Annotated in this window: 27 protein-coding genes; 6 read left to right on the top strand and 21 right to left on the bottom strand. The window is 48.6% G+C overall.

The genetic code is table 11. The features are described from left to right. Window positions 1-51 precede the first annotated feature (51 nt). The 13 genes from ACFVS2_RS02675 to ACFVS2_RS02615 form a co-directional block, all read right to left on the bottom strand. Window positions 52-888 (bottom strand): energy-coupling factor transporter transmembrane component T family protein, encoded by an 837-nt coding sequence (locus ACFVS2_RS02675; RefSeq protein ID WP_173617846.1) that lies wholly within the window; start codon window positions 886-888, stop codon window positions 52-54. Between the two features lie 13 nt (window positions 889-901). Then, window positions 902-1,762, bottom strand: a complete 861-nt coding sequence (locus tag ACFVS2_RS02670) for an energy-coupling factor transporter ATPase (RefSeq protein ID WP_390230576.1) — start codon at window positions 1,760-1,762, stop codon at window positions 902-904. Next, window positions 1,759-2,628: an energy-coupling factor transporter ATPase gene (locus ACFVS2_RS02665; protein WP_390230573.1), complete on the bottom strand. Its 870-nt coding sequence runs from the start codon at window positions 2,626-2,628 to the stop codon at window positions 1,759-1,761. Before ACFVS2_RS02665 ends, ACFVS2_RS02670 begins: the two co-directional genes overlap by 4 nt. A 162-nt stretch (window positions 2,629-2,790) precedes the next feature. Continuing rightward, complete coding sequence (locus tag ACFVS2_RS02660) at window positions 2,791-4,089, bottom strand: sigma-54 interaction domain-containing protein (RefSeq protein ID WP_390230570.1); 1,299 nt, start codon at window positions 4,087-4,089, stop codon at window positions 2,791-2,793. Further along, window positions 4,086-4,328: a hypothetical protein gene (locus ACFVS2_RS02655; RefSeq protein WP_390230567.1), complete on the bottom strand. Its 243-nt coding sequence runs from the start codon at window positions 4,326-4,328 to the stop codon at window positions 4,086-4,088. Before ACFVS2_RS02655 ends, ACFVS2_RS02660 begins: the two co-directional genes overlap by 4 nt. Before the next feature lie 24 nt (window positions 4,329-4,352). Beyond that, window positions 4,353-4,688 (bottom strand): DUF4406 domain-containing protein, encoded by a 336-nt coding sequence (locus ACFVS2_RS02650; protein WP_390230564.1) that lies wholly within the window; start codon window positions 4,686-4,688, stop codon window positions 4,353-4,355. Between the two features lie 119 nt (window positions 4,689-4,807). Continuing rightward, window positions 4,808-5,479, bottom strand: coding sequence for a GNAT family N-acetyltransferase (locus ACFVS2_RS02645; RefSeq protein ID WP_390230561.1), 672 nt, complete (start codon window positions 5,477-5,479; stop codon window positions 4,808-4,810). A gap of 41 nt (window positions 5,480-5,520) precedes the next feature. Next, a complete protein-coding gene (locus tag ACFVS2_RS02640; protein ID WP_390230558.1) occupies window positions 5,521-6,192 on the bottom strand; it encodes a GNAT family N-acetyltransferase in 672 nt (223 codons plus the stop codon). Between the two features lie 36 nt (window positions 6,193-6,228). Further along, window positions 6,229-7,086 (bottom strand): carbon-nitrogen hydrolase family protein, encoded by an 858-nt coding sequence (locus ACFVS2_RS02635; protein WP_012686242.1) that lies wholly within the window; start codon window positions 7,084-7,086, stop codon window positions 6,229-6,231. Window positions 7,087-7,214: 128 nt separating this feature from the next. Beyond that, on the bottom strand, window positions 7,215-8,474 hold the full coding sequence (locus tag ACFVS2_RS02630; RefSeq protein WP_390230555.1) for a M20 family metallo-hydrolase: 1,260 nt from the start codon (window positions 8,472-8,474) through the stop codon (window positions 7,215-7,217). Then, a complete protein-coding gene (locus ACFVS2_RS02625; RefSeq protein ID WP_390230552.1) occupies window positions 8,471-10,093 on the bottom strand; it encodes an amidohydrolase in 1,623 nt (540 codons plus the stop codon). Before ACFVS2_RS02625 ends, ACFVS2_RS02630 begins: the two co-directional genes overlap by 4 nt. Window positions 10,094-10,120: 27 nt before the next feature. Then, window positions 10,121-11,611, bottom strand: a complete 1,491-nt coding sequence (locus ACFVS2_RS02620) for a sodium:solute symporter family protein (protein ID WP_390230549.1) — start codon at window positions 11,609-11,611, stop codon at window positions 10,121-10,123. Next, window positions 11,608-11,805 (bottom strand): DUF3311 domain-containing protein, encoded by a 198-nt coding sequence (locus ACFVS2_RS02615; RefSeq protein ID WP_390230547.1) that lies wholly within the window; start codon window positions 11,803-11,805, stop codon window positions 11,608-11,610. The genes ACFVS2_RS02620 and ACFVS2_RS02615 overlap by 4 nt, the downstream gene beginning before the upstream one ends. Before the next feature lie 153 nt (window positions 11,806-11,958). Here ACFVS2_RS02615 and ACFVS2_RS02610 point away from each other — a divergent pair, with 153 nt between their 5' ends. Then, entirely contained in the window at window positions 11,959-13,602 is a 1,644-nt protein-coding gene (locus tag ACFVS2_RS02610) for a PucR family transcriptional regulator (protein WP_390230544.1), read from the top strand. Window positions 13,603-13,644: 42 nt separating this feature from the next. After that, the gene (locus tag ACFVS2_RS02605; RefSeq protein ID WP_173617856.1) at window positions 13,645-13,830 is read left to right on the top strand and encodes a hypothetical protein; all 186 of its coding nucleotides are present in this window, start codon (window positions 13,645-13,647) and stop codon (window positions 13,828-13,830) included. 67 nt (window positions 13,831-13,897) lie between these two features. Here the strand turns inward: ACFVS2_RS02605 and ACFVS2_RS02600 are convergent, their stop codons facing one another. The 6 genes from ACFVS2_RS02600 to ACFVS2_RS02575 all read right to left on the bottom strand — a co-directional run bounded on the left by ACFVS2_RS02600 (window position 13,898) and on the right by ACFVS2_RS02575 (window position 21,241). After that, window positions 13,898-15,511 carry an ABC-F family ATP-binding cassette domain-containing protein gene (locus ACFVS2_RS02600; protein WP_390230541.1) on the bottom strand — a complete coding sequence of 538 codons (1,614 nt, stop codon included), beginning with the start codon at window positions 15,509-15,511 and terminating at the stop codon, window positions 13,898-13,900. 350 nt (window positions 15,512-15,861) lie between these two features. Then, entirely contained in the window at window positions 15,862-16,983 is a 1,122-nt protein-coding gene (locus ACFVS2_RS02595) for a sulfate/molybdate ABC transporter ATP-binding protein (RefSeq protein ID WP_390230538.1), read from the bottom strand. After that, a complete protein-coding gene (gene cysW, locus ACFVS2_RS02590; protein ID WP_390230535.1) occupies window positions 16,980-17,846 on the bottom strand; it encodes a sulfate ABC transporter permease subunit CysW in 867 nt (288 codons plus the stop codon). The genes ACFVS2_RS02595 and cysW overlap by 4 nt, the downstream gene beginning before the upstream one ends. A gap of 12 nt (window positions 17,847-17,858) precedes the next feature. Continuing rightward, on the bottom strand, window positions 17,859-18,695 hold the full coding sequence (gene cysT, locus ACFVS2_RS02585) for a sulfate ABC transporter permease subunit CysT (protein ID WP_390230532.1): 837 nt from the start codon (window positions 18,693-18,695) through the stop codon (window positions 17,859-17,861). Window positions 18,696-18,725: 30 nt separating this feature from the next. Next, window positions 18,726-19,718, bottom strand: a complete 993-nt coding sequence (locus ACFVS2_RS02580) for a sulfate ABC transporter substrate-binding protein (RefSeq protein ID WP_390232371.1) — start codon at window positions 19,716-19,718, stop codon at window positions 18,726-18,728. Window positions 19,719-20,014: 296 nt separating this feature from the next. Further along, on the bottom strand, window positions 20,015-21,241 hold the full coding sequence (locus ACFVS2_RS02575; protein ID WP_390230529.1) for an NAD(P)/FAD-dependent oxidoreductase: 1,227 nt from the start codon (window positions 21,239-21,241) through the stop codon (window positions 20,015-20,017). Between the two features lie 150 nt (window positions 21,242-21,391). Between ACFVS2_RS02575 and ACFVS2_RS02570 the strand changes: the two genes are divergently transcribed. Beyond that, the gene (locus tag ACFVS2_RS02570) at window positions 21,392-21,694 is read left to right on the top strand and encodes a DUF3846 domain-containing protein (protein ID WP_390230526.1); all 303 of its coding nucleotides are present in this window, start codon (window positions 21,392-21,394) and stop codon (window positions 21,692-21,694) included. A gap of 91 nt (window positions 21,695-21,785) precedes the next feature. On the opposite strand, the gene dut is transcribed toward ACFVS2_RS02570, so the two are convergent. After that, entirely contained in the window at window positions 21,786-22,322 is a 537-nt protein-coding gene (gene dut / locus ACFVS2_RS02565) for a dUTP diphosphatase (protein ID WP_390230523.1), read from the bottom strand. Window positions 22,323-22,518: 196 nt separating this feature from the next. Between dut and trhO the strand changes: the two genes are divergently transcribed. The 3 genes from trhO (at window position 22,519) to ACFVS2_RS02550 (ending at window position 25,593) form a co-directional block, all read left to right on the top strand. Then, complete coding sequence (trhO, locus tag ACFVS2_RS02560) at window positions 22,519-23,463, top strand: oxygen-dependent tRNA uridine(34) hydroxylase TrhO (protein WP_173617865.1); 945 nt, start codon at window positions 22,519-22,521, stop codon at window positions 23,461-23,463. Window positions 23,464-23,607: 144 nt separating this feature from the next. Beyond that, on the top strand, window positions 23,608-25,059 hold the full coding sequence (locus ACFVS2_RS02555) for an amidase family protein (RefSeq protein WP_390230520.1): 1,452 nt from the start codon (window positions 23,608-23,610) through the stop codon (window positions 25,057-25,059). A gap of 12 nt (window positions 25,060-25,071) precedes the next feature. Beyond that, on the top strand, window positions 25,072-25,593 hold the full coding sequence (locus tag ACFVS2_RS02550) for a hypothetical protein (RefSeq protein ID WP_390230517.1): 522 nt from the start codon (window positions 25,072-25,074) through the stop codon (window positions 25,591-25,593). Between the two features lie 31 nt (window positions 25,594-25,624). Here the strand turns inward: ACFVS2_RS02550 and ACFVS2_RS02545 are convergent, their stop codons facing one another. After that, window positions 25,625-26,074, bottom strand: coding sequence for a hypothetical protein (locus ACFVS2_RS02545; RefSeq protein ID WP_017248186.1), 450 nt, complete (start codon window positions 26,072-26,074; stop codon window positions 25,625-25,627). Between the last annotated feature and the right edge of the window lie 135 nt (window positions 26,075-26,209).

Raw genomic sequence — 26,209 nt, 5'->3', positions numbered from 1 at the left:
TACGAGTTTTATGTGGAATGCCCTACTCGGGCGAATTCCCGCTAGTCTCCCTTACCAAGGTATGGCGAGCATGACGGCAGAAATGACTATGCTTACGATTAGCGCGACGTAATCTTTGCCTACCGCCTTGTATTGGGTGTATCTGGTCCGTGCAGCACCTGGTGTGTAGCATCTGGCTTCCATTGCTAAGATCAAATCTTCTGCTCTGGAGAGCGCCACATTAAACAACGGGATGATGATGGGAAACATGTCTTTTGTTCTCTGGATGATCCGCCACCATTCTCCTGTACCGAAATCTGCACCACGGGATGCTTGTGCTTTCATCATTTTTTCCATTTCCATCGCGAAGGTAGGTACAAAACGCACAGCAATCGTGATGATCAATGCAAACGCATGAACCGGAAACTTTACTTTTTCCAAAGGCCCCAGCAGTCGCTCCATTCCGTGCGTGAGTTCCGTCGTAGAAGTACTGAGCGTGAGGACACTCGATAAGAAAATCACTTCTACAAAGCGCATGGCAGACACAATGACGAGGCGTACACTCTCACTCGTGATCGTGATGAAGCCGTATTTCAAATAAACGGTTCCGCCATTGACAACCTCCCCGTAAAAAAGCAACTGCATGATCGCCAAAATAATGATAAAGGGAATAGCAGGCTTAATCCCGGATATCCCGTAATGAAGGGGGATTTTCGAGATTTGAAACATCCCGATACAAATAGCTAAAGCAAACAGGTTACCCACGTATGTATCGCAGATGGCAATCGCTAAGATGAGGATGACGAAAGCACCAAGCTTGAAACGAGGATCGAGACGATGAACGACCGAAGCAGTGGGTAAATATTGACCGATGGTAATATTACGCGTCAATTCAAATTCTGCTGACATGTGGACCCCCTCCTTAGCGATTCATCAGTTTCAAAATTTCCATCGCTGTCTCTTCAGGTAAAAAAGCGCTAGGGTCGATGCTGTAGCCCTGCTCGCGGAGTCTGTATAAAATATCAACCGATTCCGGTGTGCCGATATGATGCTGCCGCAACAATTCCTGATTGCCAAAAATTTGTCGTGGTGTCCCATCGCAGACTGATTTGCCGTTTGCCATGACGCAAACACGATCAGCAAGCTTGGCGACCTCCTCCATATTGTGTGAGACGAAAATAACCGTTAGCTTTTCTTCCCGATTGAGACGGCGGATGCGTTCCAACAGCTCAAGACGAGAGCGTGGGTCCAACCCTGCTGTTGGCTCGTCAAGCACGAGAACCTTGGGTTGCAAGGAAAGGACGCCAGCCAATGCCACCTTGCGCTTCTGTCCGCCACTTAAGGCAAAAGTCGGACGGTCTTTCATCTCCTGAAACGAAAGGCCGACCAAGTCCATCGCCCACTGAACGCGTCGCCGCACTTCCTCTAAAGGCAGCCCCATCCGAAAAGGGCCGTAAGCTACATCATCACCGACTAGTTTTTCGAACAGTTGATCCTCCGGGTTTTGAAAAACGAGCCCTACTTGTCTGCGCAACGTACGAATATCAATCTTGGGTGAAGATACGTCCATTCCATTGATGATGACCGTACCGGACTGCGGGCGAATCAGTCCGTTAAAATGCTGGATTAGCGTCGATTTTCCCGATCCTGTATGACCGATAATGGCCAGGCATTCGCCCTCTGCCACCTGGATGGTTACCTGGTCGAGAGCCCGATGTTCGAGAGGTGTTCCCTGCATGTAGACATGAGATAGATTTTCCACGTTTACGATCGGTTGCGTCATGAACCACTCGCCTCCGCTTGTCTGACGTATAGACGATTAACCTCCGCGACAACTTCCTCATTGTGGATGAGATCTGGTGTAAATTCGTTATATTCGGAGTGAACGAGATGAGCAATTCGACTCGCGTCTGGAACATCCAGATGCAGCTCGCGAAGTCTTTCCTCATGGGAAAATACTTCACGCGGAGTACCCTCCAATACGATCTTGCCGCCCTCCATCACGATGACACGATCTGCTTCTGCTACCTCTGACATGTGATGGGTCACTGTGACAATCGTCATTCCTTCGCGATGCAGCTTGCGAACGACTGCCAGTACATCCTGTCTACCGTAGCTGTCCAGCATACTCGTCGCTTCGTCCATGACGAGGCATTGTGGCTTCATCGCCAATATCCCCGCAATGGCGATCCGCTGCTTTTGTCCGCCAGACAAATGATGAGGCGGCCGATGGCGAAAGGCACTCATTCCTACTGCCTCTAGGGCAAAATCCACTCGTGTTTTCATCTCTTCTGCAGATGTCCCTATGTTCTCCAATCCGAAGGCCACATCGTCCTCTACAATCGTCGCGACAATCTGATTGTCCGGATGCTGAAAAACCATCCCGACACGGCTCCTCACTTCATGAATTCGCTGTTTTTCACGCGTGTTGATTCCGTTAACGATGACATCGCCATCGTTTGGAGTCAAAATTCCATTGAGATGCTTAGACAGCGTTGACTTACCGGACCCATTATGACCGATGATGGCGACATACTCTCCTGGAAACACTTCTAGGGAGACATTCTGCAGGACAGGAATTTGTTGATCTTGGTTAACCTGATAGGCAAACGAGACATTTTCTACACGAATAATCGGTTGTGGTGTCATGCTCTCCCCTCGCCTCTTCGTAAAAGTCGTATGTGCTGTGTCCTCCATAAATAAGCAACTACCATGCCAAATGAATATGTTTTTAATTTTCTGTAAATTAAGCAATTAATGGAGTATCTCTGTTGCAAACATGCATCGCTGATGTTGCAGTTGCATCAATTTCTATAACCTTTCGTAGCGCTTCATTTTTCTCCACAGTGTGGACCGATCCATTCCCAAAATTTTCGCCGCCTCTCCCTTGTTTCCCTTCGTTTCCGCCAAAACCTTTCGGATGACTTCCGCTTCTCGCTCTTCTTGATCTCGGTAAGATTGTCGCTGATACAGCTTCTTCGCAAAAAAAGCAGTGTCCTCCTTGCCTAGAGCGTCATTCTTACAGAGCAAGACCATTCTTTCCACCACATTGCGCAGCTCTCGTACATTGCCTGGCCAGTCGTATTGTTTGAGAACGCGGAAAACGGCCTCTTCGACTTTCAGATGCCTTTTATTTTCCCGTTCCTTGATTTCTCCAATGATCGATGCCACCAATAGAGGGATATCTTCAATTCGCTCTCGCAAAGCAGGTAACTCTAACGTCAACACATTCAAGCGGAAGTACAGATCTGAGCGAAACTGCTTTTCCTCCACTAGTCGTTCCAAATCCCGATTCGTTGCCGCGATAATTCTCACATCGACAGGGACGATGCGCTCCCCGCTGATTCTGCGGACTTTTTTCTCCTGTAAAATACGCAAGAGTAACGCTTGGATCGGGATCGACATCTCTCCGATTTCATCGAGAAACAGAGTGCCTCCGTGGGCCAATTCAAATAGCCCGGGCTTTCCGCCTTTTCGCGCGCCTGTAAAAGCGCCCTCCTCGTATCCAAACAATTCGCTCTCCAATAAATTGCCGGGGAGAGCCGCACAGTTAACCGGGATGAACGGCCCGGTTGCACGCTGGCTGCTCAAATGAATCCCTTGGGCAAACAACTCCTTGCCGGTCCCACTCTCCCCCTGGATGAGAACCGTCGCATCTGTCCGTGCAAAAGTTTCCGCCCATTCCTTCGCTTCACAGATCGCAGAAGATTCTCCAACGATATCCTCCAGGCGGAATTTAGCTTCCAAGCCGCTCTCCATGCTCTGCTTGCGAATGCGCATCTCCATTTTTTGAATGTCGGTGATCTCTTTAAAAGTGGACACCGCACCAACGATTTCACCCTCTATGACAATCGGCAAACGGTTGATGATAATTTGTCGATTCAGGATCGTCGCGATGTCCCCTATCTCTTTTTTTCCCGTTGCCAAAATTCTCAACATATCTGAATTGGGAATATATCGGGTAATTTTTTGTCCAACGATATTGCCTGGCAGACCGAGTATTTCCATCGCGTTTTTATTGACCCCGATAATAATGGAATCCCGATCGACCGCAATGATCCCGTCGTGAGAAGCGTCCAGAATCGCCTGCATGTGGATGTCGTGAATCATTTGCCTGGCTCCCCTTCCTCGGCATGCTCAAGCATGACTGCTACTTCCGGTGCAGGCCTTCTTGCCCGACGCTTTTTTCGTTTCTTTTTCCGTAATAGGAAAATGGCCAGGAGCATTAGCGCGAGGATGGCGAGTTCAATTGGTTGTTCCAGCTTTGCAGAAGTCCAGCCACTCATGCCCAGCAAGTGAAAGATGACGGCTATGTAAAGGAAGATCGATGCTAGATTTTGAGCTTTCACCTGTTTCACCTCTGTTTTTTCTGGTTAGAGAAAGAATGCGGCAATCACTTTATCGTTGATCCCACTCTTGGAGTAATAATGAACGGGCTTTCCTTGTTCTTTTGCATACGCAATTTCCTTGCTTGTACTACTTCCGATATAGCCCTCTACATCGATGACAAAAATCTCGTCGGACAAATCGATTTTTCGAAAGTGAATGTCTGTGAGTAGATCAGCTTGCTCTTGTGATATCGCAAAGCCCTCGCTCTGTTCGAAAAAGGCTACACTCATCACGATGTTTCCTTGGAGCGTCAAATACGTATTCGCCTGCTCAAATTCCTTTTTGAATTTTGTAGACCCGCATAGGGTGATGATTTTCATTTTGAATCCCTCTTCATATGGCTTGTATTTTTCGTAATAATCTGACTAGCCTACTACGAAAAACTCCCATGGAGCCGTGAACATAGCTCCACAGGAGAGTGGTTCTTGTTGTCTTGCGATTAGATAGGAAGCAGCTCCACTGATTCTTTGCTCTCCAAGTCTTTCACCATGTCGAGCCATGCCTGCGGCTTTTGTGGAAGCACAGCGTAATAACGCTTCAAGAACGTGACGATCAGATCTGCTTCGAGGGTCGTTTGCTCTTCGTTTGTCGGCATGAAGCCCAGATCGAGTCCGGATACTGCTTCGCCGTCATTTTGCCAGGACGGATGTACGTACGTAAAGTTTGTACGTTTGTAGCCCAAATGAGAGAGTACTTCACGGCGCACAAATGGGTCCATTGGCTTGATTCCGCCAAAGTTGTGTTCTTCCACACGGTACGGGTCGTAGATTTCTGCAAACATCCCGTACAGCTCCTTGCCGTTTTCAGTAGCCAGAGCGAGCAGGTCCTTTTGACGCTCTCTGGCGAGGAATCGTCCCACTCCGAGTCCTTCTCTACCAATAATCGTGAAGTCTGTCATGGCTACGTTCATGTCCGTGTAATAACGGTATTCGGTAGCGCCCACAACTTCTCCTTCGTGTACAGCTACAAATACACGAATGCCCGGATCTTCTAGCGGTTCTTTCCACAGATCGTACTCCAATACTTCCTCAGGCGGGAAAACCTCTTGCATCAAACGGTGCATCTTCGCAAACAGCAGATTGTCGATATGTTGAATACGTACGAATTCCATCAGTCAAATCCCCTCTCGATCGATTATGTCAGATAAATACCCTACCGATGCTGCTGGAATGGATTTTTCCATTCCATGAGTGTCGCGTAGTTGCGAGATTCCTCATCTTCCAAATAATTCGCCACGACTTGAACAGGCGTGCGACCACAGCGCATGAGAAATGTAATCACCGGGTCTCTTACTTCCCCTGTCAGAACACGCTCCAAATACTGCTCAGGTGTCCATTGGTCTGCATAACGACCATATCCTGGCATGCGACCTCCGCCGAGCAATCTGCGCAGTCCTTTTTGTACCACCAGCTCATACATCGCTTGCATCATCTGTTGGCCCAATCCCAGCTTGCGGAAGCTCGGACGAATGCAAATGTCTACGATGTACAGCGTGTCCCCCTCGGGATCGTGATTACGGATATAACCGCTATCCGTGACATCCTCCCACTTATGCTCAGGGTGAGCCGGATCAAACTTCACGAGCAGTCCTGTCATCGAACCTGCTAAAACGCCGTCCACTTCCACACAAATGGCACCTTCCGGGAACAACGTAATATGGTTCGTCAGTTGCTCCTGGTTCCACCATAGCTCAGACGGAAACGGCGGGGGAAAGCTCTCCGCCTGTATTTGGATCAACTCGAAGAAGTCTGCGCGATTGTAGTTACGTATAACGGCTTTGTGTGGCTTGTTCCCTTCAAATACATACAGCTCTTTTCTGTACATATTCATCCTCCTGCTGTCCAAATCACGATGGATTGCTCACTTCCAGTCTGTATATAAATCGGTGCGGCGGTCGCGCCACGTTGTGACGGAGCCTTTTTCCCGCACGTCATATAGCAATTGGATATCCAGGTCAGCGGTTACCATCATGTCGTGGTTGATCTCCCCTTCAGCAAGAATGCCTCGCGGAGGGAACGGAACATCGTTTGGCGTCAAGATTGCCGCTTGTCCAAAGTTCGCTCGCATAAAATCAACGGTCGGCAGCGAGCCTACAGTACCAGTCAGTACGACATACACCTGGTTTTCAATCGTCCGGGCATGACTGGTATAACGTACGCGGTGGAACGCATGGCGATCATCCGTGCAGGATGGGCAGAAAATGACGTCTGCACCCCGCGCTTTGGCGATGCGCACCCACTCAGGGAACTCGATGTCGTAGCAAATAATCATCGCGACCTTCCCTTTGTCGGTCTCAAAGATTTGTAGCGAGTCGCCAGCTCCCATATTCCAACCTTTTACTTCCCATGGCGTGATATGGATTTTTTTCTGCTGACCTACACGTCCATCCGGGTAAAACAGAAAAGCCGTATTGTAAAGCTTGCCGTTTTCCTCGATGATGTGCGTTCCACCAATCAGATGCATCTCATATTTGGCAGCGAGGGAACGAAACAGCTCGACATATCGGTCCGTGAATGAGGGCAATGCCGTAATCGGCAGGGCATTTCCCTGCTCGTCCCCAATCGACATGAGTTGAGTCGTAAACAGCTCCGGGAAAAGGAGGAATTCTGTGTCGTACTCTTGCGCGTTTTTCACGTAGTGCTCAACTTGATTGGCGAAGTCTTCAAAGCTATGTATGGTATGCAGATGATACTGCACAGCGGAAACACGCATTTTCATGCCATTCTTCCTTCCTCAAACGTGATAAGAACCTCTCAGACTAAAATATATCAAAAACAGTCTGTAAAGTCTCGTCAATGACTGTATGAAAAAAGTCGCCTATCCACTTAGACAGGCGACTCTCGCTCTTATTGGTTGGTACTCATCCGCAATACGGTTCTGTAGAGCAGCTCTGTTCCCAGTGCCACGTCTTCATAGGCTGCGTATTCTTGCGGATTATGACTGATTCCGTCCTTGCAGCGTACAAAAATCATCCCGTAATCACAAACGTAGGAGAGCGCCAAAGCATCATGGAAAGGGCCACTCATCAGCTCGCGCACAGAGGCACCGAGCTTGCTGCTCTCTTCGTGCATGATTGCCTTAATCCAGTCGGCACAGTACCGCGGATCACTATTCGTATCTTCCGTAATGGTATATTGCAATCCACCTTCTACAGCGGCTAACTCAATCGCCTCGCGCAACGCTTGTTCGCGCTCATCGCGGCGCTTCAAATCGATATCCCGCAAATCAATCGAAAAACGCACCCGCTCGGGAATGATGTTACGCGAATCCGGGAAAACCTCCAAGTGACCAACTGTACCGACTGTTGGCGCTTGTGGATCGAGCTTTGCCAGCTCGTTCACTGCCAAAATTACTTTTGCCGCTCCGACTAGTGCATCCTTCCTCATCGGCATCGGTACGGAACCAGCGTGTCCGGCAAAGCCAGTCAGCTCGACCATCCACCACAAAGGCCCTGATATCGCCGACACGATTCCAATCGCTTCTCTCGCATCATCGAGAATCGGCCCCTGCTCAATATGCAGCTCCAGATAAGCACCGATGCTGCCTTTTGGATAAATAGACGCTTCTAGGCGATCAGGGTCGCATCCAAAATCAAACAGTGCCTGCCTGCGTGTGATCCCGTTTTTGTCCGTCCGCTCCAAGTCCGTCGGGTCCAGCATGCCGAGAATGCCTTTGGAACCAAACAGTCCTTTTTGAAACCGGCATCCTTCTTCGTCACAAAACGCAACGACTTCAATCGACTGTGCAGGCATGACCCCTTGTTCATTCAACGTCTGGACGACCTCTAGTCCACCCAATACCCCGATCACACCATCGTACTGGCCACCGTACGGCTGCGAATCGATATGCGAGCCAACCATCAAGATCGGGGCTTGATCATCCTTCCCCGTCATCCGACCAATCAAATTGCCGAAGTCATCGATCCGCGTCTGAAGACCGGCTTCTTCCATCCAGCTACGCACCAGCTCTACGCCTGCCCGGTCTTCGGCAGACAAAGCGAGTCGACATACGCCCGTTTCGCCTATTTTCCCGATTTGCGCCAATTGCTCGATTCGTTTTTGCAGTCGTTCTTCATTGATCGTCAGCTTTCTCGCTTTCACGTTCATGCTTGTAGAACCTCCTCATCTTGGCGTTGATAGACGAACTCCCCATCTATCATCGTTTTGTTTACGCGCAGTTCTTTCATACGATCTGCCCGCGTTGCCAAAATATCGCCGTCTAGCACCACGAGATCAGCCAGCTTCCCGACTTCAATACTCCCTTTGATCCCATCCTCAAAACTGGCGTACGCTCCGTTCCAAGTAAACATGCGAATCGCCTCCATGATGCTGATCCTTTGATTGATCCCCACATCCTGACCTGTTTTACTCAACCGATTAACAGCAGCATGAATCCCAATCAGCGGGTTGAAATCAGTCACAGGACTATCCGACGCTCCAGCCATAATGATCCCCGCGTCGAGCTGATCCCTCGCCGGAAACATATGCCCGACACGCTCTCCGATGTTGTTCACATATGAATCGCCGTAATCGTAGATAAAAGCAGGATTCGGGATAGGTACGACGCCTAACCGAGCCATTCTCGCCAACAGATCAGGCGCAGATACACCCGCATGTTCAATCCGATGTCGGTGATTCTCGCGCGGATGTGCTTCTAGTGCCGTTTCAAAGCATGTCAGCAGCATGTCAATCGCTCGATCTCCCTGGGCATGAGCGGTAATTTGAAAACCTCTTGCATGTGCCTCTCCCAAAATGGTATTCAACTCGTCCTGTTCATAGTAGAGAATTCCGTAATCATCTGGTCGGCTCGTGAATGGTTCACGCATGGCCATCGTGGGCGCAATGCTTGCTCCATCAGCAAAAACTTTCGCGGGTCCGATACGGAAGCGAGCATTCCCCGTACCCGTTACCATCCCGGCATCGATCATCTTTCGGACAAAATCATCGGATTGATTCAGCGCACAAACCATTGCGTAGATGCGAACTTTCACGTCACCTTCCTGTACCGCTTTTTGCATCGCCCGATAGTTCTCTGGACCGTATCCTCCCGCATCGTGGACACTCGTAATGCCCGCAGCAACAAAGTCTTCCGAAGCCAGTCGCAGGCCTTCGATATACTCTACTTCTGTAAAAGCAGCTTTTTCAAACATGTTCATATGTGCTGTTTCGATGAGGAATCCGGTTAGCTCACCATCTGCATCACGATCAATACGTCCACCCTGAGGATCGGCTGTATCTCTGTCATAACCCGCTTTGGCAAGCGCTCTCCTGTTTACGACAGAATGATGAGCGCACGTCCTCATGATAAAAACAGGATGCGCTGTCGTCACGTCATCCAGCTCGGCGAGTGTCGGATAGCGTTGCTCGACCATGAGATTTTCATCAAAACCACATGCCCTCACCCATTCTCCTGCTGGTGTTTTTTTCGCTTGTTCTTTCAGTGCAGTGAGCAGATCATCAATCGACCTGATCCCTCTCGCTTTGCAATCGACCCCCAGCTTGTTTGTACCGTAAATCGTAATATGGAGGTGGGCATCAATGAAGCCAGGCAATAGACTCTTCCCTTGCAAATCAATGACGTTTGTATGTGATTGAATCAACTGCTTCACATCTTCATTAGACCCGACAGCAAGAATGCGATTCCCTCTGACTGCCACTGCCTCTGCCACCCGATTCTCATGATCTACCGTGATCACCTGTCCATTGAGAAAAACAGTATCCACCATATCACTGCCTCCTTTAGGAAATTAGTATTAAAGAGTTGGTGTCCCTTCTGTGTTTGCTCCATGACGATTGAGAGCAAAAAGATTCTTCGTCACAAGCGTCACAGTAAACATCACGACGAGATTGACTAGCAATGCCACGACACCAATGTTCAAGTCTTTGACAACGGCTGGCCAATTCGGAAACATGGTCGTAATCGTCACTTGGAAAATCGTCACATACGCAACAGTTGACACCCCACATAAAATCCCGGCAAACGCACCGTATTTATTCACCCATGGCTTGGCAGGAAGACTGAAAAGCAATGCCGGGAATAACTGTGTGACCAAGCTGTAACCCATTAATAACAGCGTTACGAGCGTATCTCCCCCACTCAGTGAAAAATACAGCGAGATCAATGAGATGACAGGCACTAACCATTTGGCAATCCGGGCGATTTGTGCGTCAGATGTGTGCGGAGCCATAACTTTGTACACGTTTTTCGCCAAGAGCGTCGCCCCTGTCATCAATAGCATCGAGCCTGGTACGAGCGCAGTTAGCAAGCCTGCTGCTCCAATGATCCCGACTACCCACGGATCGAATGTTTGCAAGGACAGACGGAGCAAGGACAAATCACCATCGGCCCCTTTTAAACCGGGCACTTGCAGGATCGCCGTAAATCCGACAAAGAACACAAACAAAAGCATCAAGGTATAGAGCGGCAGCATGATCGTATTTTTGCGGAACACATTTGCATTTTTCGCTGAGAACACAGAGCCGAACGTATGCGGCCACATGTAAAATCCGAACACCGTGACCAGCACCGTTGAAATGTACCAGGAAATGCTTAATCCCTCCTCAGGGAACGTCAAGAAACCAGGATTGGAGGCTTGTACGGCTTCAAACATTGGCTGAATGCCCCCGTAATAATGAAACGGAAGGTAAAGCCCGAGGAAAACGACGACAAAGAAAATCATGATGTCCTTGATCGCAGCCGTCCAAGCAGAACCGTGAATTCCTGAGATCATGACGTAAATGGTCACAGCAATGACCCCGATCCATATCGCAGCAGCAGGCGAAATCGAGCCATAGGATGCTTCCGATACGATGATGCCCAAGCCTTTGAATTGGAGGACGAGATACGGAATAATCGCAATGACTCCGACCGCAGCAACCAAAATGCCGAGTATCGGACTCTTGTATTTACTCACAAAAAAATCGGATTGGGAGACGAGCTTGTGCTCTTTCGCATACCGCCAAATTGGCGGCAAGAGCCAGTAGGAAATGACATAGGCGAGCGAAATGTAAGAGAGAACGTAATAAGAAGGTGCCCCTTTGGAGTACGCCCAACCACTGCCCCCCAAAAAGGTGAATGTCGTATAAATCTCGCCTGCTACCAGCAAGAAAATAAAGATCGAACCGAATCCTCTGCCGCCAACGGTCCATTGTTCCATATTCATGTCTTTCCCTCGCTGTGCACGAATACCGGAGTAGAAGGACAGCAATAAAAAGGCAAAAATAATGATCAAGGCAATATTCATTGGCCGTCCTCCTTCGTAGCAGGGTCGATTTTATTGAGGAATGCCATGATGACAGAAGTTAAGACAACCCAGAGAACGATCCAAAATAGGACAAACGGCATGCCTAATACGAAAGGCTCAACCCGATTCACAAACGGAATTCCTCCCAGCATCCCAATGAACGGCAGTACCCCTAGCCAATCTCTCACTTTCATACGACTCCCCCCAGTTTGCTCGATTTGTCCCATTGCCTGTACACATCCTGGACATGTACATTAGTATTATCGAAAAATTCAAACATCTCCTTTGTTCACATGGCTAGAAAACCGAACAGGCTTTTGTGCGAGTAGCTAAAAGATGAAGAAGGCATGGTGAGCGTAATGATTACTGTCCGTGAGCTCATACAAGTTGGTGGCTTTGATGAATCGTCAGTGCTTGCAGGCGCGGACTCGTTAGAAAATGAACTGTTGAATGTTACTTCCTTTGATTCTCCCGATGGCCACAGGTGGCTGCGTGCTGGTGAATTCGTTCTGACGACAGGCTTTCCATTTCTCTCTCAACAAAAAACATGTACGAAACGGCTGATTACGCTCATCGATGAGCTAGTCGCCATCGGCACCCCCGGGCTTGCCATCAAATTAGGTCGATACATCGAGGACCTTCCTGAAGCCGTTCTCTCCCACGCCACGAAGAAGGCATTTCCCATCCTGTCCTTTCCGATGAATAAAACTTGGTCGGATGTCATCGTACCAGTCGTTCAATACATCAATGACAAACAGCGCAGTGAGCTGGACAGAACCCATGCCATTTATGAACGGTTTCATCACTATTTAACGGGAGGAGCTCCGATTTCTACTTTGACAGATTTACTGTCCGATATCCTTGATGCTCCAGTCTCCATCCATGTTCCCCAGCATAAATGGAAATGGGATTCCTCGCATGGTTTATTCCCACACGATGATTCATTGGACAAGCTATATAGTCAACGCGCCCCGATCCGACTGACGCAAGAGCCTCTTAGCAGACAAAAAGAGGGCATCCATGTCCGGTGGCTTCTCCACGACCAAATCGTGCAGGGAACCATCATCATTGGACAAGTGGAGCGTGATCTATACGCGTGGGAAAAAGTCGCTATCGAGCAAAGTGCTGCCCTCTTGTCACTCGAAATGCAGCGACAACGAGCCATCCAGGAAACATTCCAGCGTTTTCGCAATGATTTCTTGCAACAACTCATCAGTGGCCAGATCGTCTCACATGAAATGCTCATACGAAAGGCTGATGAAGTCGGCTGGGAGTTGTCCGATCACTATATCGCGATGCTCCTAAGCACCTCCCCCCATGACAAAACCGGCATGGAACTTTGGCAAGAAAACCATCATCTTCTGAACGTCTTACACAGCTTTCTTTCCACAAATGAAGCGATTCTGTATGGTTTGGATCAGGAAAATCGTGTCCTCTTGCTCGTGCCTATGACTATTCATGCCCCCACTGAATCGCTCTCGCAATGGCTGCAGGAACAGCGCTTGAAGACGATCTCCAAGCAACTGGAGCAGCCCGTCTTTGCAGGAATTGGGCGATATCATCCTGTGCGAGAAGGCATCGCTCGTAGTTATCGGGAAGCGCTGATCAGCTTGCGAACCGCTTTACATTCTGCAAGCCCAGCCAACGCCTCTTCTCTTCGCGTCAAAAGCTACCATGACTTAGGACTCGAGCGAATCATGTACGCAGACGATCCAGCGACAGAAGCCCAAACGTTTGCAGAAGAATGTCTGGGCAAAATCCAAACTTATGATCGAGAAAAGAACGGACAGCTTTTGCAAACCTTGCAAGTGTTCTTGCAAGTGGATGGTAATTATTCAGAAGCCGCGCGTCGTTTGTATGTCCATAAAAACACAATCAAATACCGCATCCAGCTCATACGTGAGTGTACCGGATTGAATGCGGAAAACGGGCACGATCAAATGCTGCTGCGCATCGCCATAACTGCACATGTCATTGGGCATCGTCATTAATCTTGGTATAATGAATGAGAAAGCTAGGTAGGAGGACAACAGATGAACGAATGGTTGAATAAACCCGTGAAGACGATACAGCGACCAAAGAAACGAGGCACGGTAGAATACATAGATGACCAGTATATCGTGGTGTTCTTTACTTCCCCGCGAAAAGAGCGCGTTATTTTCTCGAGCAAGGAAGCATTCCTTAGCAAAATCGAGTTCGTGGAAGACCCCGTAACATGAGAAAAAGCCCCTGACTTCAGCACGATTTGTGCGAAGGCCAAGGGCTTTTTATATGTGCGTAGGCAGCTTACGCGTAATGCTCGTCACGCAGGCGTTTGATTTCATCGCTCTCTAGGTACTCGTCATACGTGATCATTTTATCAATGACACCCTTCGGCGTGAACTCAATGACCCGGTTCGCAATGGTTTGAACGAACTGGTGGTCATGAGATACGAACAGAAGTGTACCGTCGAACTCAATCATGCCGTTGTTCAATGCAGTAATAGATTCCAAATCCAAGTGGTTCGTCGGTTCGTCCATGATCAATACGTTGGCACTCGCCAGCATCATCTTGGACAGCATGCAACGAACTTTTTCTCCCCCGGACAATACGTTTGACTTTTTCAGCGCTTCATCTCCAGAGAACAGCATGCGACCGAGGAATCCACGAATGAATGTCTCGTCTTGATCTTTGGAGTATTGGCGCAGCCAGTCAACCAGGCTCAAATCGGAGCTAAAGTAATCCGCATTGTCTTTTGGGAAGTACGCTTGGGAAGTCGTAACGCCCCATTCGAAAGAACCGCTATCAGGCTGAACTTCACCCATCAAAATTTGGAAGAAGGTTGTTTTCGCCAGCTCATTTGGTCCGACAAACGCAACTTTGTCCCCTTTGTTGATGGTGAGGTGAAGGTTTTCAAACAGTTTTTCGCCTTCAATCGTCATGCTCAAGCCTTCGATGGCTACGAGGTTTTTACCCGCTTCACGCTCTGGCTTGAAGTTGATGAACGGATACTTACGACTGGAAGGACGAATGTCATCCAACGTAATTTTCTCCAACAGCTTTTTACGCGAAGTTGCCTGCTTGGACTTGGAAGCATTCGCAGAGAAACGCGCAATAAACTCTTGCAGTTCCTTCATTTTTTCTTCTTTCTTCTTATTCTGATCACGAACCATTTTCAGCGCCAATTGGCTGGATTCGTACCAGAAGTCGTAGTTACCCACGTACATTTGGATTTTGCCAAAGTCAATATCCGCAATGTGCGTACACACCTTGTTCAGGAAGTGACGGTCATGGGATACAACGATGACGGTGTTTTCATAATCCGCCAGGAAGTTTTCCAACCAACGAATCGACTCGATGTCCAAGTGGTTCGTCGGCTCATCCAAGAGAAGGATGTGTGGATTACCGAACAGGGCTTGCGCCAACAGAACACGTACCTTCTCCGTACTAGAGAGGTCCTTCATCTGCTTGTCGTGCAAGTCTGTCGGGATACCGAGGCCGATTAGCAAGCTAGCTGCATCTGCTTCGGCCATCCAGCCGTTCAGCTCTTCGAATTCTCCCTCCAATTGGGACGCGCGATTGCCGTCTTCCTCAGAGAAATCTTCTTTCATGTAAAGAGCGGTCTTCTCTTCCATGATCTCGAACAGGCGCTTGTGGCCCATAATTACCGTTTTTAACACTTCGTACTCGTCGAATTCAAAGTGGTTCTGCTTTAATACAGCGATACGCTCGCCCGGTGTCACCGAAACGTGACCGCTCGTCGGATCGATCTCTCCGGAGAGGATCTTCACGAAGGTAGACTTCCCTGCACCGTTCGCACCGATGAGGCCGTAACAGTTACCTGGGGTAAACTTAATGGATACATCTTCAAACAGTGCGCGCTTACCGTAGCGCAGCGTCACGTTCTGAGTGCTTATCATCGTCGCAATACCTGCCTTTTTTGAATCGTTCAAACACTTATCTTACCAGAGATGACCTCATTATGCAAAAGGTAAACGATTTCGCGCACTGCAAAAAACACTTGATTCATGAAATTCATTTTCACAGGGAAAACTACCATGGCAATTCCAATGGGAAGGAGGCAGAAAAATGTCCAAGCACAATGGTGTCAAAAATGAGATGGGAAAGAAAGAAAACCCTTCGCAAACCCGTAGATCGAACACAATTAGCAAAGAACAGACACGCTCCAAGCAAAGTGGCGAGTAGAGAGTGCCTCCATCAAAAACCGGCCTGCGGCAAATGCAGACCGGTTTATTTACAATCAATTGGATCAAACACTTGCCTGCAACGGTACGAGGGCAGGGCGATGCGTCTGTAAAGGCTGTGAATCCACATAGATCGATACATTGTGCAACGTCACATACACAACGCTCTCCTCTTCTACGTTCAACTCCATAAAACGTTGCCTGCTCATCTCTGCCTCAAATACCTCATCCGTGTCCAAACGTTTCAGATCAAGGCGAACGATCGGACCCAAGAGCGAAATATGGTTAATCTCGGCCTGAACAGATCTGGCAGACTTCCCCTCAGGTGGACGCAACGAAATCTCTACATCATGTGGCCGCATGTATCCGACAGCGGGAGCCTCCACTGCTTTATCCTTCCAATCTGTCTCGAACTCTGCCTCTCCCAGCTTGATTTTGCCATTTTGGATTCGTCCGTGAAACAGATTGACCCGCCCCAGAAAGCTGTACACGAACGGATTCGCCGGATGATGATAAATTTCTTCGGGCGATCCTACCTGTTCCACTCGCCCTTCATTCATCACAACTACCTGATCCGCCAATTCCATCGCTTCCTCCTGATCGTGCGTGACGAACAGAATCGTCAGCCCGAGCTTTCCGTGCAGATGACGGAGCCAGCGACGCAGCTCCTGTCTCACTTTCGTATCCAAAGCGCCAAACGGTTCATCCAGCAGCAAAAATTTGGGTTCCACTGCCAACGCCCTCGCCAATGCAACACGCTGGCGCTGCCCGCCAGATAGCTGTGAGGGATAGCGATGCGCGAGACCTTCTAGCTGAACGAGCTTTAACAGCGAATGAACCTTTTCACTGATTTCTTCCTTGCTCGGTCGTGTTTTGCGGGATCGCACTGACAATCCAAACGCAATGTTATCAAAGATGTTCATATGCCGAAACAAGGCGTAATGCTGAAAAACAAACCCAACCTGCCGCTCGCGCACGTCGCGGTTCGTATTATCCTCTCCGTGAAAGAGAATGCTCCCCTCCTGCGGTTGCTCCAGTCCAGCGATGAGACGCAAAAGGGTCGTCTTTCCCGATCCGGAAGGCCCGAGAAGCGCTACGAGTTCGCCTTCCGGGATATGCAGATTCACATTTTTCAGCGCCGTAAAGCTTTTATATGACTTCGTAATGTTCACTACCTCGATACTCATCCGGCTCTCTCTCCTGTCACGTCGTAGTGTTGTTCCTCATCCAGCTTTGCCTGCCGCTCGGTTTTCCACTCGATCAAGCTTTTCAGAATAAGCGTCACCAGGGCTAAGGCAGCAAGCAAGGTGGCTACCGCAAAGGCAGCAGCGAATTGATATTCGTTGTAGAGAATCTCCACATGCAACGGGAGCGTATTGGTCATGCCACGGATATGACCGGAAACGACGGATACTGCTCCGAATTCACCCATGGCGCGGGCATTGCACAAAATGACCCCGTACAGGAGTCCCCATTTTACGTTTGGCAGCGTGACGCGTAAAAATGTTTTCCAGCCGCTGGCTCCGAGCGAGACTGCTGCTTCCTCTTCGTCTCTTCCCTGCGCTTCCATGACCGGAATCAGTTCACGCGCGACGAACGGGAAGGTAACAAAGGTCGTCGCGAGCGCGATCCCTGGTACCGCGAAAATGATTTTGAAATCCCACGCCTCAAGCAAGGGAGCCGCCACACCCTGACTCCCAAACAGGAGGACAAAGATAAGGCCCGCAATAACTGGAGACACGGCAAATGGCAAGTCTATCAACGTAAGCAACACATTTTTACCCGGGAACGAAAACTTGGCTATTGCCCATGCAGCAGCGATTCCAAACGTCACATTCAGCGGTACGCTAATGGCTGCGACAAGCAAGGTAAGCTTGACAGCGGATAACGTTTCCTCCTCTGTAATGGAGGCCACGAATACCTCCGCTCCTTGCCGAAATGCTTCTGTAAATACGGCTACTAGCGGCAGGATCAAAAACAAGCTGAGGAAGAGCAAGGCCACGGTAATCAGTGTCCATCGGATATAGGCTGGCTCCGTCAAATGCTTCATACGTGATACCTCCTAACGGTCCGCATCGAATTTATTGATTTTCCATTGCAAGTAGTTGATGATCAAAAGCATGATAAAGGAAATCACTAGCATGACCGTTGCAATTGCCGTAGCGCCTGCATAGTCAAACTGTTCCAGCTTGGTCATAATCAAGAGAGGCACAATCTCTGTTTTCAAGGGCATGTTCCCGGAGATGAACACGACGGAGCCATACTCTCCCAGTGCTCTGGCAAAGGCGAGCGCAAAACCCGTAATGATCGCCGGTAACAGATGAGGCAAGACTACCCGCCAAAATGTATTCCATCGAGTAGCGCCCAACGTAGCCGCCGCTTCCTCCATTTGCAAATCCCAATCCTGTAACACAGGCTGGACGGTTCTGACGACAAAAGGAAGACCGATGAATGTTAGTGCAACCCATATACCGATGGGGGTGTACGCTACCTTGATCCCCCACTCCGCCAGGTACTGTCCGATCCAGCCATTTTCAGCGTAAATAGAAGTCAAAGCAATCCCGCCTACAGCGGTAGGTAAAGCAAATGGCAGATCTACTATACCGTCAATGAGCCGCTTCCCCGCAAACTGATAGCGTACCAACACCCATGCCACCAAGACACCGAACACTGCATTGAGACAAGCCGCGAAAAAAGAAGTCATAATACTCACACGAATGGAGGCAAGGACCCTCGTATCCATAATCGTACCTATGAATTGCTCCCAACTCATCGTCGAAGCTTTTAAAAACAAGACAGACAGAGGGATCAGTACCAGCAGACTCAGGTAGATGATGGTATAGCCCATGGTCATGCCAAATCCTGGCAAAAACCCTCTGTTGCGGAATGATTTTCTCATGAAGGTAACTCCTCTGAGGAAAGTGTAAGTCTATGGTTTATAAAGCTGATCGAAGACGCCTTGATCTGCAAAATGAGTCTTTTGTGCTTTCGTCCAGCCACCAAACAACTCATCGATGGTAAACAATTGGATGTCAGGGAATGCGGGTGTATGTGCTTTGAGTACTTCCTGTGAACGTGGACGGTAATAGTGCTTGGCTGCGAGTTCTTGGCCTTTTTTGGTATATAGGAACTGGAGGTATGCTTCTGCTACTTCTCTTGTCTTGTGCTTGTCAGCGTATTTGTCAACGATGGTGACAGGCGGTTCAGCCAAAATGCTCACGGACGGATTCACAATCTCAAACTTGTCTTTCCCTAGTTCATTGACCGCGAGATACGCTTCGTTTTCCCATGCAATCAGCACATCCCCAATGCCACGCTCGACAAAAGTAGTGGTCGAACCACGTGCCCCAGAGTCGAGGACGGGTACATTTTTAAACAATTGTGCCACGAATTCTTGTGCCTTCGCTTCATCTCCCCCATTTGTCTTCAAGGCATAACCCCAAGCAGCCAAGTAATTCCATCTGGCTCCCCCAGACGTTTTCGGGTTCGGTGTGATCACGGAAATACCAGGCTTGATCAAATCATCCCAATCTTTGATTTGCTTCGGATTGCCTTTGCGCACGAGAAACACAATCGTGGAGGTGTATGGCGAGCTGTTGTCCGAGAGCTTCTTTTGCCAATCAGCAGGAATCAGACCGCGTTCGGAAATCGCGTCAATATCATAGGCGAGGGCTAAGGTGACTACATCTGCTTCCAAACCATCAATGACGGAGCGGGATTGCTTGCCTGACCCGCCATGTGATTGCTTGATCGTCACTGTTTGACCTGTCTTTTTTTGCCACTCTGAGGCAAACTCCTTGTTGATATCTTGGTAAAACTCTCGCGTCGGATCGTAGGAAACATTGAGCAGCTCTACCGTAGAGTTGCTGCCCGCCGCTCCATTACCTGTTTCTGCTGGTGCGGCAGCCGAGCATCCAGCCATAGCAGCCGCCATAGCAACGATTCCTACGCGTTGCAGGATCGTCTGGACCTTGCCTTTCGTGGTTTTCATACAGATCACCTTCACTCCTCTTTTAATCTATAGTATTTTACTCGGAATACTCTGTTATTGAAGATTATACCTGCCTTTTCATTCCTGTCAACGATATTTCCATCTACCCTATGCTAGGCAGGTAGGCCACGTTCAAATGATACTTGCCCATCCAGCAAATTTGGGCCCACCCGTTCTGACATTTTCAAAAAAATAAGCCTTCCCGTTGAATGGGAAAGCTTTTTCGATCAGACTGTGACACTAGCATATTTCATCCGGTCAAAAGCAAAAAGATCGGCGTCCGAATGACTTCCTTTTGTAATCAGATCACTGATGATTTGCGCGCCGATGGTCGAATAGACGGTTCCATTCCCTCCGTAGCCTAGTGTGAACAAGCAGTGTGGATAGCCCTCCTGCTCCCCAAACAACGGGAGTCCGTCATGGGTTTCAACAAAAGTCGCACCCCAATAATATTCGGCTCGCATTGGAATCTGTGGAAATAACTCTTGAATCTTTGCGAGCAATTGATCCCGCTTCTTCAAACTGGAAGCATCGCTCTTTTGCAAGGCGTTCAAAGGCTCATCGAGTCCTCCGACAATGATTCTCCCTTCCGAACAAGTACGGATATACAAATACGGACGGGCTGTTTCCCAGATTAAACATGCATGCGGCCAACCCGTAAGCGCTTCGACTTGATTGGTCACGATGGAAAACGAGCTGGCAATCACAGCGTTGGCATTGCGCTTCATGGTTTGTGCTTCGTAGCCAGTGGCAAACACGGCACGCCTGCACTTGATTGTGTGCCCGCTTTTGGTATAAACCAGAAGCCCTTCGTCCTGCACTTTTTGATGCACGACTTCCGTGTTTTCGTATACGCGCATCCCTTTTTTCACAGAGTGGGCGATCACACCGTTGGCAAATTTGTACGGATTGAGCTCCGCATCACCCTTGGAATAAATAGCCCCTGCCTTCGAAAAGGAGAATCGCTTCTCTATATCCGGTCGCTCCAAATACGTGACAGGAAAGTCGTACTTCTTCAATAACTGGTACTCTATCCGCAAGCTCTCCGCATCAGCTGGTTCACTGGCAAAATACAAGCTGTCACGCCTTATGTAATCTGGAGATTGGTCTAGCTGCCCAGAGATTTTTTCCAATTCATCAACTGCCTGCCGCGTCAGTTCGTAAAAACGAACTCCTTTTTGCTCACCGAACGAATGGACACAGGCTGTCAATGTTTTATCGTTGCATATTTGCAGCAAACCCGTGTTAGCGCTGCTACTGCCTCCACTCACACGCCGTTTATCCACGAGGATGACGTCCATATCATGCTGCTTCAAATAATAGGAAGCGAGTGCTCCTGCCTCTCCACCACCAATGATCAGGACATCACACTTCACATCCTCTGTCAGAGAGGGATATAGGGGTGGTGCTGGCAATGTTTCTGGCCAATACAGTTTTCCGGTCACGAATATCATCAGCATGTCCCCTCAGGCTGAAAGTATCAATACGGACGTTCCTTCAATTCTCAACCATTAGGATAACCAACACGCCAACAGGCATCCGCTCCCCTATCGCACAATTCATTGGTGATACGTTATGATGGATGTCAGAAGGAGTGATTGTGCTTGACTACGGTATACGTAAAGCTTCCGCATGAAAATGCAGTTGTTCGAGAAATCGCTGGGACGGATGAACTACAGGAACTGGTGAATGGTGACTATGAGGTAGTGGAAGATGACCATCTGGAGGGAATCTCTCTCGTTGTGAATGAAGATGCCCGCGGAGTACAAGCGAACAATTTCCCCATCACATCAGACGGTTTTTTAGACTGGGTCTATGGACCATGCGTATTCGTCAAAGCAGATGGACGTTCGCTGACAGCTGACGATCTTTCGAGAATTGACCAGTTTTTATCCGCCAAAGGATGAGGATTTGATCAAAACAATGACCCCTGACGTATCAGCTCAAGTCCATTTACACGGCTGATGATCAGGGGTCTTGTATTTTTACTCGATAGAACTAGCTCTTGATACCGCTGCTGCCGAAGCCGCCCGCTCCTCTTTCAGTCTCATCCAGCTCATCAACTACCTCGAACTGTGCGACTGGAACGATTGCAATGACGCCCTGTGCAATCCGGTCCCCTTTTTTGATCAAGTAGCTATGTGCATCGACTTCTTGATCAACGGTTACTTCGTTTTCGCTAGCGCCCAGACATACCTGGCCACTTTTTCCGGATGCGATCCGAATGTTATCCATCAGGACACACACTTCACCGCGATAGCCTGCATCAACAGTCCCAGGTGCATTGGACAAGCGCAGCTTTGTTTTTGCACTGATCCCGGAGCGAGGACGCACTTGCAATTCAAATCCTTCTGGAAGCGCGAATGCCAAGCCAGTTGGAACCTTTGCAGATTGGCCAGGGGCAATCAATGTATCCTCTACCGCGACCAGATCAAAGCCCGCGTCCATTGCTCTCGCGTACGCTGGGATCACGGCGTCTTGGTGGAGCTTTTTAATTTTCACCTGTGTAACCAGGCGCTCATTTGTCATGTTCATGTAATGTCTCTCCTCTATAGCCTGTCAGCTGAATACCATTCATAGTGTACAGGATGCGTCCACTTCCAGCAAGAAGCACGGATTTTCATAAAAACCTCACAAATCCCTTTCTTTTTCAGCGCTTATAACAATGGAATGTGATATAATCACCGTTGCATCTAAAATCACAATTGAAAAAGAAAGGTGGAATTGTACCTTGCAAGTACAAAAACCATATCGCATTTTGTTGTATTACAAGTATACTCCTATTGAAAATTATGAGGAGTATGCAGCCGAGCACTTGCAATTTTGCAAGGATAACGGGCTGAAAGGGCGGATTATCGTAGCTCCGGAAGGAATTAATGGAACCGTATCCGGAACGATTGAGCAAACCGACGCCTACATGGAATATGTGCGAAAAGATCCACGTTTTAATGATATGTGGTTTAAAATAGATGAGTCGGAAGAACATGCATTCAAAAAAATGTTTGTGCGCCCGAAACAAGAGCTCGTAACCTGGCGTTTGGAGGAAGATGTTGATCCGAATCAACTAGTCGGCACCTATCTGAACCCAAAAGAATGGCACGAAATGATGCAGGAAGAAGACGTCGTGATCCTCGACGGTCGCAACTACTACGAATACGATTTGGGACATTTCCGTGGTGCGATTCGCCCTGAAGTGGATTCATCCCGTGAGTTCCCTGAGTGGATTCGTGATAACATGAGCCAGTTCAAGGATAAAAAAGTCCTCACCTACTGCACAGGCGGTATTCGTTGCGAAAAGCTGACAGGTGTATTGCTGCAACAAGGTTTTGAAAATGTTTACCATCTTGAGGGCGGGATCGTCACGTATGGAAAAGATCCAGAAGTCCAAGGGCGCCTGTGGGATGGAAAATGCTACGTGTTTGACGAGCGCATCTCCATACCGATCAACCATACAGAAGAAGACGTTGTAATTGGCCGTTGCCATTACTGCGGTACTGTGGAAGACCGTTATCTCAACTGCGCCAACCCATTCTGCAACAAACAGCACTTCTGCTGCACAGAATGTGAGACAAAATTCAAGCGTTCTTGCTCCGATGAATGCCGTGAGCACCCTCGCAACCGTTATGTAGAAGCGGAAGAAAAAGCGAAGCTGCAAGCTGCTGGATCAAACGCATAATTTTATCCAAACACAAACAAGCTGATTCTCTCGCAGAGTCAGCTTGTTTTTTTATAGGCAAAAGGCTCACACTCCCCTCTCTTTCCCTTTCCCTGAATTTGGTACTATAATAATAATCAAATCATTCGTAAAAGGGGATATATTATGTCAGTGATTCATGAAACGAGCATTCTCGAATGGCAAGCTGCAATGACAGCTGGAACCACGACTTCCCGGGAATTGACCCTCGCCTTTTTACAGCGGATTGCCACCTACAACAAACAAGGCATCCGAATCAATGCCATTTGTGAGCTAAACCCAGATGCACTGGCGATCGCAGAGTCACTGGATCGGGAACGCGCGGTGTCAGGCAGTCGTGGGCCGCTTCACGGAATCCCTGTACTGATCAAGGATAACATTGCGACATCTGACAAGATGCACACGACGGCTGGAGCTCTAGCTTTAGCTGATTCATTTGCCTCTGCGGATGCATTTGTTGTGACCAAGCTCCGAGAGGCTGGCGCCGTCCTTTTAGGGAAAACAAATCTGACGGAATGGGCTAACTTTGTCTCCAATAACATGCCAGATGGCTACAGCTCGCGTGGTGGACAAGTGTTGAACCCATACGGTCCTGGTGTACTCGATGTCGGCGGGTCTAGCTCAGGTTCAGCTGCTGCGATTGCCGCAGGATTTGCCGTTGTGGCAGTCGGTTCGGAGACTTCCGGGTCGATTCTCCACCCAGCGGAGCAAAATTCGCTCGTGGGAATCAAACCTACTGTTGGCTTAATCAGCCGTTCGGGTATCATCCCGATTTCCCATAGCCAAGACACAGCCGGACCGATGGCGAGAACTGTGACAGATGCAGCTACTTTGCTTGGCGCGCTTACTGGTATAGATGCAAATGATCCTGTGACTGGAAAAAGCGAAGGTCTAGCACATACCGATTACCTCCCCTTCCTCCATGCAGATGGATTGCGGGGTGCGCGCATCGGCGTTGTACGATCCAGGTTTTTGGCAGAATGTGTAGACGAAGAAATTGCCTTGTATGAAGCGGCTATTGAAAAGCTCAGAGAGGCAGGCGCAACGGTCATAGATGCGGTCACCATTCCGACAGAAAATGCCGAGTGGGACAGACATGTTCTTGTGCATGAATTCAAGGTTGGGGTAAATGCGTACTTAAAAACCTTACCAGCCTCCTACCCGATCCGCTCCTTACAGGATGTCATTGCTTTTAATCGGGCGCATGAGGAACAAGCCCTGCTTTACGGGCAAGAGCTGCTGGAAGAATCCGAGCAAACAAGTGGTACACTGACGGAGCCGGATTATCTGGCTAATCGCCTGTTCGATTTGGAAATGTCACAGAAACAAGGCCTTGATGCTGTTATGAAGGAGCACGAACTCGATGCCCTCTTGTACCCCGGCAGTACGGGTTATGCTATCCCAGCCAAAGCTGGTTACCCTTCGATTACGGTTCCAGCTGGCTATACTTCTGCGGGCAAGCCATTTGGCATCATGCTGACCGGATTGGCATTTCAGGAACCTACTCTTCTTCGCCTAGCCTACGCTTATGAACAAGCAACTCGACTGCGTGTAGCTCCGAATATGACGAAAGCGTAAAGGAAGCACAGAATGAACCGATATTACGGACTTTTTATTGGTACAGAAATCCCTTTCAAGCACCTGAAGAAAATCATTCGCAAATTCAACTATGATTACTATGACAAAGCCAGTCCAGAACGGCAGCAGCACTTTATCGAAATTATTCCAGAATTCCACATCAGTCACTCGAATTATCCACCCACAATGCTGGAGTGTATCATGGTGGAACCAGCGTTTTTGAACAGATTTTTAGAAATCATAAACAACCTAGATTTCACTTTCATCCTTTGCCACTATCGTCACGGTCATTTTCAAACGACGATGAATGGAATCGAGTATAGCGTTACGAACTATCGCTCCTTGGAAGATGTCGTCTATCTGCTACTCGAAGATGAAGATGATATCGAGGAGAGATTCTCTAAAAAACTACGCACGCTCCCACTCGAAAAACAAGTTGCCTCAGCCCCAGGAATCAAAACGAGCGAAGAATATCAGCATCTGCTAGATACATGGGTAAAGGAAGTACTCGCCTATCCAGAAAAAAACGCATGAGGCCTTTTTGGCCCCATGCGTTTTTCCCTTTCTACATCGTCTTACTTTCTTGTTCCGCTTTACCGAGTCGGTCCTGGAACAGCTTACTCAATTGACCGATATTTACTTCCCATTCCTCATCCTTGTAATAAACAGTCGCTTTGGATTCGCCTTTTTTGCCTACGATACGAATACTCGTAGTCTTCACTTCATAGGTGCCATCTTCCTTGAAGGAAATATCGGCATCCTTTAGCTCTTTGTCCAAGACTGGTGTAATCGTCTTATCGACGACTTCCTGTGTAGCTACGGCTGCTTGACGTCCCATCTGGATCACTTCTTCAGGACTGAATTGGAAAAACAACACCAGCACAACACCAATAATAGCAGCGAGCGAAATAATTCGAATGATACTTCGCACCACCCATTGGGCAGCCATGATAATGATTATAATACCTAGCGCAATCGGCCAGTAATCTTTGATCAGTTGAAGTATTTGGTCCATGTTTATCCCTCCTTCGATTTCAGTCTCGCCAAAAAATACCGAAACCAAATCTTCTAACAGAAAAAAACCGTCACAGCAAAGCTGACGGAATCGCAAAAATGGGTTGTCTCTCACTTATTCTCGTAAAAAAAGCAA

Origin of the sequence: Brevibacillus sp. NPDC058079 (assembly GCF_042885155.1) — a bacterium.
GTDB lineage: Bacteria > Bacillota > Bacilli > Brevibacillales > Brevibacillaceae > Brevibacillus.
Note: the sequence above shows the minus strand (reverse complement) of the source record. Positions and strands in the feature narration are given on the sequence as shown.

What these genes read in the sequence shown, in the direction of transcription:
- ACFVS2_RS02550 (WP_390230517.1), top strand. Translation starts at nt 25,072, where the DNA reads ATGAACCGATATTACGGACTTTTTATTGGTACAGAAATCCCTTTCAAG.
- ACFVS2_RS02635 (WP_012686242.1), bottom strand. Translation starts at nt 7,086, where the DNA reads ATGAAAATGCGTGTTTCCGCTGTGCAGTATCATCTGCATACCATACAT.
- ACFVS2_RS02545 (WP_017248186.1), bottom strand. Translation starts at nt 26,074, where the DNA reads ATGGACCAAATACTTCAACTGATCAAAGATTACTGGCCGATTGCGCTA.
- ACFVS2_RS02615 (WP_390230547.1), bottom strand. Translation starts at nt 11,805, where the DNA reads ATGAAAGTGAGAGATTGGCTAGGGGTACTGCCGTTCATTGGGATGCTG.
- ACFVS2_RS02605 (WP_173617856.1), top strand. Translation starts at nt 13,645, where the DNA reads ATGAACGAATGGTTGAATAAACCCGTGAAGACGATACAGCGACCAAAG.
- ACFVS2_RS02555 (WP_390230520.1), top strand. Translation starts at nt 23,608, where the DNA reads ATGTCAGTGATTCATGAAACGAGCATTCTCGAATGGCAAGCTGCAATG.
- ACFVS2_RS02625 (WP_390230552.1), bottom strand. Translation starts at nt 10,093, where the DNA reads ATGGTGGATACTGTTTTTCTCAATGGACAGGTGATCACGGTAGATCAT.
- ACFVS2_RS02660 (WP_390230570.1), bottom strand. Translation starts at nt 4,089, where the DNA reads ATGATTCACGACATCCACATGCAGGCGATTCTGGACGCTTCTCACGAC.
- cysT (WP_390230532.1), bottom strand. Translation starts at nt 18,695, where the DNA reads ATGAGAAAATCATTCCGCAACAGAGGGTTTTTGCCAGGATTTGGCATG.
- dut (WP_390230523.1), bottom strand. Translation starts at nt 22,322, where the DNA reads ATGAACATGACAAATGAGCGCCTGGTTACACAGGTGAAAATTAAAAAG.
- ACFVS2_RS02630 (WP_390230555.1), bottom strand. Translation starts at nt 8,474, where the DNA reads ATGAACGTGAAAGCGAGAAAGCTGACGATCAATGAAGAACGACTGCAA.
- ACFVS2_RS02645 (WP_390230561.1), bottom strand. Translation starts at nt 5,479, where the DNA reads ATGGAATTCGTACGTATTCAACATATCGACAATCTGCTGTTTGCGAAG.
- ACFVS2_RS02575 (WP_390230529.1), bottom strand. Translation starts at nt 21,241, where the DNA reads ATGATATTCGTGACCGGAAAACTGTATTGGCCAGAAACATTGCCAGCA.
- cysW (WP_390230535.1), bottom strand. Translation starts at nt 17,846, where the DNA reads ATGAAGCATTTGACGGAGCCAGCCTATATCCGATGGACACTGATTACC.
- ACFVS2_RS02595 (WP_390230538.1), bottom strand. Translation starts at nt 16,983, where the DNA reads ATGAGTATCGAGGTAGTGAACATTACGAAGTCATATAAAAGCTTTACG.
- ACFVS2_RS02620 (WP_390230549.1), bottom strand. Translation starts at nt 11,611, where the DNA reads ATGAATATTGCCTTGATCATTATTTTTGCCTTTTTATTGCTGTCCTTC.
- ACFVS2_RS02670 (WP_390230576.1), bottom strand. Translation starts at nt 1,762, where the DNA reads ATGACGCAACCGATCGTAAACGTGGAAAATCTATCTCATGTCTACATG.
- ACFVS2_RS02665 (WP_390230573.1), bottom strand. Translation starts at nt 2,628, where the DNA reads ATGACACCACAACCGATTATTCGTGTAGAAAATGTCTCGTTTGCCTAT.
- ACFVS2_RS02580 (WP_390232371.1), bottom strand. Translation starts at nt 19,718, where the DNA reads ATGGCTGGATGCTCGGCTGCCGCACCAGCAGAAACAGGTAATGGAGCG.
- ACFVS2_RS02610 (WP_390230544.1), top strand. Translation starts at nt 11,959, where the DNA reads ATGGTGAGCGTAATGATTACTGTCCGTGAGCTCATACAAGTTGGTGGC.
- ACFVS2_RS02640 (WP_390230558.1), bottom strand. Translation starts at nt 6,192, where the DNA reads ATGTACAGAAAAGAGCTGTATGTATTTGAAGGGAACAAGCCACACAAA.
- ACFVS2_RS02675 (WP_173617846.1), bottom strand. Translation starts at nt 888, where the DNA reads ATGTCAGCAGAATTTGAATTGACGCGTAATATTACCATCGGTCAATAT.
- ACFVS2_RS02650 (WP_390230564.1), bottom strand. Translation starts at nt 4,688, where the DNA reads ATGAAAATCATCACCCTATGCGGGTCTACAAAATTCAAAAAGGAATTT.
- ACFVS2_RS02600 (WP_390230541.1), bottom strand. Translation starts at nt 15,511, where the DNA reads ATGATAAGCACTCAGAACGTGACGCTGCGCTACGGTAAGCGCGCACTG.